A 7,834-nucleotide genomic window follows, 5' to 3' on the forward strand; every position below is an offset into this window, starting at 1 on the left:
CCGCAGAGCAGGGCGCATCTTCAGTTGCAAGGGAGGAAACCGTGAGCACTTCGCCTGAACTCGACGTGCACGAGGAATTGTCCGGCGCGGCCATCGGCCGGCTGCACATCGTGCTCGGCATCCTGATCACGCTGATCACGCTGTTCGATGGCTACGACACGTTCAATCCGGCCTATGTCATTCATTACGTGGCCAAGCCGTGGGGCCTGTCGCCGAGCCAGGCGGGCTTCCTCGTGAGCTCGGGCCTGGTCGGATTCCTGTTCGGTGCGATCGGGCACGGCGCGGTCGCCGACCGGCTCGGACGCCGTGGCACGCTTCTGGTCGGGCTTTGGGTCGTCAACGTCTTCACGCTCTTGACCGCGACCATCGGCAACGACTTCTGGAGCTTTTGCGCGCTGCGCTTTGCGACCGGCCTCGGTCTCGGCGTGCTGCTGCCGCTGGGCACGACCTTCGTCAATGAGCTGGCGCCGCGCCGCGTCAGCAACGCCTTCTCGCTGTGGGGCGTGACCCTCGGCTGGTCGCTCGGCGGCGTCTTCGCCGGGCTCGTCGGCGTCTATTTGACGCCGCATTACGGCTGGCAGATCCTGTATTATCTCGGCGCGCTGTCGATCCCGCTGACCCTTGTCGCGCATGCGGTGCTGCCGGAAAGCCCGCAATTCCTTGCCGTGCGCCGCCGCACCGGGGAGCTGCGCGCGCTGCTCGGGCGGTTGCGTCCGGAGCGGGCGGCGCTCTATCGTGACGCCGCCTTCGTTTCGGCCGATGCCGCGAGCATGCCCAATCCGGTCGCGGCGCTGTTGAGCCCGCGCTATCGCCGCGTCTCGCTGACGATCTGGATCACCGCCTTCCTCAGCCTGTTCGCGATTTTCGGCCTGACCGGCTGGATCCCGACTGTCATGCAGAAGCGCGGCGAGAGCTTTGCAGCGTCATTCGGCTTCGGCGCGCTGATGCAGGCGATGTCGTTCGTCGGCGGGTTGACGCTCGCGATGCTGGCCGACCGCAAGATGGCGCTGACGCCGCGCTACCTCGCGACATGGTGGCTGATCGGCGGCATCGCCGTGCTGGCGCTGGTGTTCGTCAGCGGCCATGGCGTCAATCTCGCGATCGTCGCGGTCGCAGGTTTCTGCATCATCGGCGCCCAGCATGTGCTCAACAATTTCACCGCCGGTTCCTACGAGACGCTGCTGCGAGCCAGTGGCGTCGGCATGGAGCTGGGCGTCGGTCGCGTCGGTGCGATCCTGGGACCCTATGTGATCGGGCTGCTGCAACAGGCGACCGGCGGCCCCGACGTCGTGTTCTGGGCGATCGGCGGGGCTGCGATCGTCGGCGCGTTCGCGATCGGCTCGCTTGGCCTGGCCACTGTGCCGCGGCACGCGACCGTCGACGGCGCGCCCGCGGAGTGATCTCCACGAAAGGAGTACTCATGTCGAGTTCTACCCGTACCGCCGCAGATGCCGGCGCGGCACGACTTCCGGGATCATCCCTGGTGCTGCTGTTTGCGCGACTCGCGATCGCGCCGCTGTTCCTCTACAGCGGCATCGGCAAGGCGATGGCATTCTCCGCGACTGCCGCCCGGCTCGGCGCAGCCGACGGCCTTGGCGCCCTGCTGGCTGGTGGCGCGATGGCGGTCGAGCTCGGCTGTGGCGCGGCGCTGCTGCTCGGCCTGTTCGCACGTCGGGCCGCCATCATCCTGTTCCTGTTCACGATCGCCGCGACCTTGATGTTCCACAGTTTCTGGGCCGCGCCCGAGGCGCAGGTCGTCACCCAGACCATCAACTTCCTGAAGAACCTCGGCCTGCTCGGCGCGCTGGCGCTGATCGCAAGCTACGGCCCCGGCAGCTACGCGGTCAGCGGCGGCAAATAGGCCGCGCTCAGCCGCGGCCGACGATCAGCTTCAGCGAACCGTCGAAGAATGGCTGCGTCCGGAGATGGCCATGGGTCCGATCCCAGCGTCCGGACTTCAGGTCGTCGCGCAGCCTGTCCTCGAATCGTCGCGTCGTCGCATCGTCGACAAAGCTCCACGCCGAGCAGGCCAGCCGCGCCATCGGATCGAGCAGCATCTCGGGCCGGCCGTAATACGCCTCGTTGAATCCGTCGGCGCAGTCGAGCGGGATCGGCACCGGTCGGATCTCCGACCGTGCGCCGAGCGCGCGGGCGATCGCGGCGGGAGGTGGATAGCGGCCGGCCTCGGTTGCGATCACATCGGGACAGTAGTCGTGCAGCCAGAAGCGATTGAGCTCGGCGGGTTCGCAGGTCATGATGACGACGGGCCCGCGCGTGACGCGCCGCATCTCGCGCAGGCCGGCGGCGAGATCCTTCCACTGGTGCACCGAGAATGTCGACATGCTGGCGTCAAAGGCGCCGTCCGGAAACGGCAGCTTCTCGGCGACGGCGTCGATCGCCGGCGCCAGCGAGGCCGGGCGCTGGCTTCGCATCGAGCTCGACGGCTCGACTGCCGTCACGGCGCGATCGGTCGGCTCATATGATCCGGCGCCGGCGCCGACATTGAGCACCGTCTGCGCATCGCCGAGCGCGTCGGCGATTAGCGCGGCGATGCGCGGCTCAGGCTTGCGGAACTGGCCGTAGCGATTGCCGACCAGTCCATAATTGGCGTCGCCGGCGCTGCCGTCTTGATGTCGTGGTGCGTTGCTTTGCATGGCTCTCATCGGGTCGCGGCGAGGCCGCGGGTCAGTTCGTCTTGTGCGAGACGTTCTTGGCGACGGTGTAGCATTGCAGGCCCTCGGTGCCGCCCTCGCGGCCATAGCCGCTGTCCTTGACCCCGCCGAACGGCGTCTCCGCGACGGAGGCGACGAAATGGTTGATCGAGAGGTTGCCGGCCTCGACGCCATCGGCGAGACGCTCCGCGTTGGCCGCCGAGCGGGTGAAGGCGTAGGCGGCCAATCCGAACGGCAGCGCGTTGGCCTTCTCGATCGCCTCATCCAGCGTCTTGACCGGATTGACAAGCGCCAGCGGGCCGAACGGCTCCTCGTTCATCGCGCGTGCATCGTCAGGCAGGTCGGCGATCACCGTGAGCGGAAAATAGTAGCCGCGATTGCCGATCCGGTGGCCGCCGGCCAGCACCCGCGCACCTCTGGCCCTGGCATCGGCCACCAGCGTCTCCATCGCCTCGATCCGCCGCGAATTGGCCAGCGGTCCCATCTGGTTTGCGGGATCGAGCCCGTTGCCGACCTTGAGCGCGGCCGCCTTCTCGGCAAACGAGGTGGCGAACTGTTGATAGATCTGCTCCTGTACGAAGAAGCGCGTCGGCGCGACGCAGACCTGTCCGGCATTGCGCGACTTGCCGGTCACGGACGTTGCCGCGGTCGCGACCGGATCGACATCGTCGCAGACGATCACGGGCGCATGGCCACCGAGCTCCATGATCGCGGGCTTCATGTGCTGGCCCGCCATTTCGGCGAGGTGCTTGCCGACCGGGATCGAGCCGGTGAAGGTCACCAGACGGATTCGCGATTGCGGGATCAGATACTCGGAAATCTCGGCCGGGTTGCCGAACACCAGATTGAGCACGCCCGGCGGCAGGCCCGCATCGTGGAAGGCGCGAACCAGCTGCACCGCGCCGGCCGGGGTTTCCTCCGACGCCTTCAGGATGATCGAGCAGCCGGACGACAGCGCGCCGGCCACCTTGCGGGCCGGCGAGCTCATCGGGAAGTTCCACGGCGAGAACGCGGCAACCGGGCCGATCGGCTGCCGCAGCACGGTATGGCGCATGCCGGGCTCGCTCGGGATCACCCGGCCATAGAGCCGCTGACCCTCGGTCGCATCCCATTCGATGATGTCGCAGCCGCGGAGGATCTCGAGCTTCGCCTGCTCGATCGGCTTGCCCTGTTCGAGCGTCATCGCAACCGCCATCTCGTCGACGCGTGCGCGGATCAGGGCCGCGGCCTTCAGGATGACCTGCGCGCGTTTCGCCGGCGCGGTCTTGCGCCAGACCGCAAAGCCGCGCTCAGCCGCGTCGAGCGCATGGTCGAGATCGGCGCGGGTCGCGGTCGGCACCGTACCGAGGATGCTTTCATCGGCGGGATTGATGATCGGCGCGCCGTCGGCGCGCTTCCAGTGGCCGTCGATATAGAGTTCGATCTCTGGATAGGTCGTCATCGGCGATTCTCCGCTCTTGTTGTATCGTGATGGAAGCTGCGCGGGTGCGCAGGCTCATGCCCCCGCGCTGGACCGGAGCGCGCTGTCGGTCGGTGCGATCGACTGAAGCCAGTCGCCGAACACCTGTTCCGCTTGCACGGCGACGGTTCTGGCCAGCGCCTGAGTCCTCCCGCGCAGCTCTGATATCGAGACCTTAGCCGCCGCCAGTTCGACGGCGTGGCCGACATACCATTCCTCGAGCTGCCGCGGATCGGCCTCGAGATGGAATTGCAGCGCGAGCGCGTTGCGGCCCCAGGCGAAGGCCTGGTTCTGGTAGTTGGCGTTCGAGGCCAGCCGCACGGCACCCACGGGCAGGTCGAACGTATCGCCATGCCAGTGCAGCACCTCGTTTTGCAGGTTGCGCAGGCAGGATGATTTGCTTTCCGGCGTCAGCTCGATCGGCCCCCAGCCGATTTCCTTGACTTCACCCGGAAACACCCGGCCGCCGAGCGCCTGCGCGATCAGCTGTGCGCCGAGGCAGATGCCGAGTGTGGGCAGGTCGCGGCGCAGCCGCTGTTCGAGCAGCGCGATCTCGGCGGTGAGGAACGGATATTTGTCGGTCTCATAGACCCCGATCGGGCCACCGAGCACGATCAAGAGATCGGCCTCCCGGATCGCGCGATCGGAGAGATCATCCACCGGCGCGTCGCAGAACGACACGCTCCAGCCGGCACGCTCCATGATCGGGGCAAGCAGCCCGAGATCCTCGAACGCCACATGACGGATGGCAATGGCGGAGCGGCGTGGTCGCATCGGTGACGTCCAGTCTGTCGTTATATAATCACAAATATAGCGTAGCGGATCGCGACGAGTCCAGCCGCCGCCGGGCGAGGCCGGTCAGCGATCGGAATGCATCTTCTCGAGGAAGTCCTTCACGCCGCTGACCGCGCCGGTGTTGGAGGCGACGTAACCGGGAAGGGCGCCCACCGCCTTGTGAAACTCGCGGCTCTTCATGATGTCGAGCACGCGCCGCATCGGATCGGTATCGAGGAAGGTGCGCTTGCAGACGAAGAAATAATCTTCCGTGAGCAGCCGGATGAAGTCGAGGCCGAACTGTCGTGCGGCGGCCTCGACGCCGAAGCTCGCATCGGCCATGCCGCTCGCGACATAGGCGGCGACCGCGGCGTGGGTGAATTCCATGTGCTGGGCGCCGTTGATCCGGCTCTCGGGGATCCTGTGCAGCGCCAGCAACTGATCGAACAGCATGCGCGTGCCGGAATCATGGTCGCGGTTGACGAAGCGGGCCTTGCGGTCGACCAGGTCCTTCAGCGCCGTGATCTTCAGCGGATTGCCGCGTTTCACCATCAGGCCCATCTCGCGGGTCACGAAATGGATCACGCGGTCCTCGCGCGGATCGAGCCACTCGCGGCAGGCCTTGATGCCCTGCGCCCGCAATTCGCCGCGCGGCAGATGCACGCCCGAGAGATCGCAGGCGCCCTGCGCCAGCGACACCAGCGAGTTCTGGTTCGAGACATAGCGCAGATCGACGCCCATGCCGCTCTCGCGGTCGAGGAACTCGCGCAGCTTGGAAACCGCGAAGCCATGGCTGGCATGGACCCGGATCACCTGCGGCCGCTGCTCGAGGAACGGCTTGATCTCGGTGACCAGCTCCTGCGCGAGGTTCTCGAGTTGCAGGCTGAGCCGCGCCTGCATCCGCTCGCCCGCCCACACCAGCTTCTCGCCGAACGCCGTCAGTTTCGAGCCCTTGCCGCGCTGCGTCTCGACCAGCGGAACGCCGAAGAAGGCGGACCATTGCTCAATCAGGTTCCAGACGTGGCGATAGGACAGCTGCGCGTCGCTGGCGGCGCTGGTGATCTTCCCGGTCTTCCTGATCTCGTTGAGGATACCGAGCATCACGACCACGGTCTGCGGTGAGTTCTCCTTGCGGAAGCGCCAGACGGTCTCGATCTCGATCTGAAGCATCGCCGATATCCAGTTATGAACTTGATTTCATATACTGGTATACCAATAGGCACAAGATATCATATTTACTGTTGATCGAAGCCTCCTACGTTCAATGATGACACCAGGAGGAAATATGATGTCTGTTGCATATGACTATGGACACGAACGCCAAGCCCCCGCGGCCCAAGCCCCGGCACTGAAGGACGAACTGCTGCTGATCGACGGCGCGCGGGTCCGCTCGCTCTCCGGGCGGACCTTCAAGTCGCTCAACCCGGCCACCGAGCAGGTGATCGCGACCATCGCGGAAGGCGATGAGGCGGATGTCGATCGTGCGGTCGCTGCCGCCCGCCGCGCCTTCGAGGGCCCGTGGCGTACGATGCGCGCCGCCGAGCGCGGCCATATCCTGCTGAAATGGGCCGAGCTGTTGAAGCAGCACACCGACGAGATCGCGGCGCTCGAGAGCCTCGATGCGGGCAAGCCGATCGCGGCCGTGCTGCGCCAGGATTTCCCGGCCGCCATCGACACGCTGACCTATTACGCCGGTTGGGCCGACAAGATCAGCGGCGACGTCGTCTCGGCGCGTGACGACGCGCTGACCTACACGGTGCGCGAGCCGGTCGGCGTGGTCGCTGCGATCGTGCCGTGGAATTTCCCGCTGATGATCGGGATGTGGAAGCTCGCCCCGGCGCTCGCCTGCGGCTGCACCATTGTGATGAAGCCCGCCGAGCTGACCTCGCTGTCGGCACTGCGGATCGCCGAACTGGCGCTCGAGGCCGGTTTGCCGAACGGCGTGCTCAACATCGTCACCGGTCCTGGCCGCACCGTCGGCGAGGCGCTGGTCAACCATCCCGATGTCGACAAGGTCACCTTCACCGGTTCGCCCGGCGTCGGCCGCGGCATCATGAAGGGCGCCGCCGGCAACTTCAAACGGGTCTCGCTCGAACTCGGCGGCAAGTCGGCCAATGTGATCTTCGACGACGCCAATCTCGAAGCTGCGGCCAAGGCCGCCGCGGCCGGCATCTTCTTCAATGCCGGTCAGGTCTGCTCGGCCGGCTCGCGCGTGCTGGTACAGGAGCGGGCGTATGACGAGGTGGTGGAGCGGCTGGTTGCCCGCGCCGAGGCGTTGCGCATCGGCGATCCCGCGGATCGCGCCACCGCGCTTGGCCCTGTGATCTCGGAGAAGCAGATGCGCTCGATCCTCGACTATGTCGAGATCGGCAAACAAGAGGGCGCGCAGCTCGCCACCGGCGGCACACGCGTCGGCGACCGCGGCTATTTCATCAGCCCCACGGTGTTCGCCAATGTCGCGCACGAGATGCGGATCTCGCAGGAGGAGATCTTTGGTCCCGTCGTGAGCGTGATCAAGTTCAAGGACGAGGCCGATGCGCTACGTCTCGCCAACGGCACCGCCTACAGCCTCGCCGCCGGCGTCTGGAGCGCCGACATCGGCCGCGTGCAGCGCTTCGCGCGCAAGGCCCGCGCCGGCACGGTGTGGATCAACACCTATGGCTACACCGACGTGCGCCTGCCCTGGGGCGGCGAACGCGACTCCGGCCTCGGTCGCGAGCACGGCACCGCCGCGCTCGACAACTTTACGGAGCCGAAGGCGGTGTGGATGAACCTGAACGTCTGACGATCGTCAGGAGGCGCGAGAACGCGCGACAAAATTGCTGTCGTCCCGGCGCAGGCCGGGACCCATAACCCCAAATCCATGTTGTTGGAACACGCTGGGGCCGCAGCAACGTCCGCGACTGACCTTTGTGGTTATGGGTCCCGG

Annotated in this window: 7 protein-coding genes; 3 read left to right on the top strand and 4 right to left on the bottom strand. The window is 66.4% G+C overall.

The genetic code is table 11. The annotated features are described in order from the left end of the window. Positions 1 to 41 precede the first annotated feature (41 nt). A complete protein-coding gene (locus B2W55_RS19740; protein ID WP_024580859.1) occupies positions 42 to 1,400 on the top strand; it encodes an MFS transporter in 1,359 nt (452 codons plus the stop codon). A gap of 20 nt (positions 1,401 to 1,420) precedes the next feature. Next, the gene (locus B2W55_RS19745; protein WP_043855498.1) at positions 1,421 to 1,861 is read left to right on the top strand and encodes a DoxX family protein; all 441 of its coding nucleotides are present in this window, start codon (positions 1,421 to 1,423) and stop codon (positions 1,859 to 1,861) included. A 7-nt stretch (positions 1,862 to 1,868) separates the two neighbouring features. Here the strand turns inward: B2W55_RS19745 and B2W55_RS19750 are convergent, their stop codons facing one another. The 4 genes from B2W55_RS19750 to B2W55_RS19765 form a co-directional block, all read right to left on the bottom strand. Next, a complete protein-coding gene (locus tag B2W55_RS19750) occupies positions 1,869 to 2,654 on the bottom strand; it encodes a class I SAM-dependent methyltransferase (protein ID WP_024580861.1) in 786 nt (261 codons plus the stop codon). Between the two features lie 31 nt (positions 2,655 to 2,685). Further along, positions 2,686 to 4,113 carry an NAD-dependent succinate-semialdehyde dehydrogenase gene (locus B2W55_RS19755; RefSeq protein WP_024580862.1) on the bottom strand — a complete coding sequence of 476 codons (1,428 nt, stop codon included), beginning with the start codon at positions 4,111 to 4,113 and terminating at the stop codon, positions 2,686 to 2,688. Positions 4,114 to 4,167: 54 nt separating this feature from the next. Then, positions 4,168 to 4,905, bottom strand: a complete 738-nt coding sequence (locus tag B2W55_RS19760; protein ID WP_024580863.1) for a glutamine amidotransferase — start codon at positions 4,903 to 4,905, stop codon at positions 4,168 to 4,170. Positions 4,906 to 4,989: 84 nt separating this feature from the next. Further along, a complete protein-coding gene (locus B2W55_RS19765; RefSeq protein WP_024580864.1) occupies positions 4,990 to 6,075 on the bottom strand; it encodes a substrate-binding domain-containing protein in 1,086 nt (361 codons plus the stop codon). 118 nt (positions 6,076 to 6,193) lie between these two features. On the opposite strand from B2W55_RS19765, the gene B2W55_RS19770 reads away from it, so the two are divergent. Beyond that, a complete protein-coding gene (locus tag B2W55_RS19770; RefSeq protein ID WP_024580865.1) occupies positions 6,194 to 7,690 on the top strand; it encodes an aldehyde dehydrogenase family protein in 1,497 nt (498 codons plus the stop codon). The last annotated feature ends 144 nt before the right edge of the window (positions 7,691 to 7,834 follow it).

It is taken from the genome of Bradyrhizobium sp. UBA2491, assembly GCF_002341725.1.
Lineage (GTDB): Bacteria > Pseudomonadota > Alphaproteobacteria > Rhizobiales > Xanthobacteraceae > Bradyrhizobium.